General features: G+C 70.3%; 2 protein-coding genes. Both read left to right on the top strand.

The annotated features are described in order from the left end of the window. Positions 1-561, top strand: a 561-nt coding sequence (locus ACNPM4_RS19315; RefSeq protein ID WP_448986845.1) for an HAD family hydrolase, incomplete at its 5' end; no start/stop codon positions are given. After that, on the top strand, positions 554-1,217 hold a 664-nt coding region (locus tag ACNPM4_RS19310; protein WP_448986844.1), incomplete at its 3' end, for a PhnD/SsuA/transferrin family substrate-binding protein. The genes ACNPM4_RS19315 and ACNPM4_RS19310, both read left to right, overlap by 8 nt.

Genomic DNA, 1,217 nt, shown 5'->3' with positions numbered 1-1,217 from the left:
GAGACCGACGCCCGCGACGGCTACGACGTGATCAGCACACTCGCCACCGGACAGGGAGTGACCGCCGATGCGCTCGAGGCCGCCTACCAGTCGTCGCGGGCACTGCTGGGCTCCGAGCACGCGGCGATCGCGCCACCGGCAGGGCTCGCCGACTTCCTGACCCGTGTCCACCCGCAGGTCCGGCTGGTGCTCGCGACCAATGCGCCCGGTGCCGGCATCCGCCCCGTCCTGGACGGGTGGGGCATCACCCCCCTGTTCGACGACCTGCACTTCACGGTCGGCAAGCCCTCGGGGCTCATCCCCATCATCCAGGCGGCGATCGCCGAGGGGCCGGTGCTCTCGGTCGGTGACATCTTCGAGTTCGACCTCGCACCGGCCGCCGCGCAGGGCGCAGCCACGGCGCTCGTCGGCGCCACCGCCGAACGCTCCCCGGCCGCCGTCACGATGCGCGGCCGGACCATCGCCGACCTCTATGGCGACATCGAAGCCTGGGCCGCGACTGCGGCTTCCAGTACCCCCCGCAGCACCACCCTCACCGAAAGGCACGATCCGAATGCGTAAGTCCTTGCTCACCACGGGCATCGCCGCCGTCGCCGTTCTGGCGCTCGCCGGCTGCAGCAGCAGCGCACCCGACGAGACGGCAGACGAGACGACCGAATGGCCGTCCTCCATCACCCTTTCGCTGGTCCCGTCGGTCGAGGGCGAAGACCTCGCCCAGGCCCTCGACCCGCTCACCACGTACCTGTCCGAGAACCTCGACATCGAGGTGAAGGGGGTCGTCGCCTCCGACTACGCCGCCACGGTCGAGGCCCTCGGCACCGACCAGGCGCAGGTCATCATCACCGACGCCGGATCGCTGTACAACGCGACCGAGCGCTACGATGCCGAGCTCATCCTCCGCGATGTGCGCTTCGGCGCCACCTCGTACGCGTCGGTGGCGTACACGAACAACCCCGACAAGTACTGCGAGGATGAGCCGGTCATGTCGACCTACGCGGCCAGCGGCATCGAGCTCTCGTACTGCAACGGCATCGAAGAGGCCGCCGCCGACGCGACCGGCTCCGGTCCCGCCGGCATCGAGGCGCTCGGTGAGATCGGCGACGGCACGAAGGTCGCCCTGCAGGCAGCCACGTCGCCGGCCGGTTACCAGTACCCCGTCGTCGCGATGCGCGAACAGGGCGTCGACACGGATGCCGGCATCACGCAGGTGCCCGTCG

Source organism: Microbacterium umsixpiens (assembly GCF_053543675.1).
The sequence above is the reverse complement of the archived record's forward strand: the minus strand, read 5'-3'. Positions and strand labels throughout refer to the sequence as shown.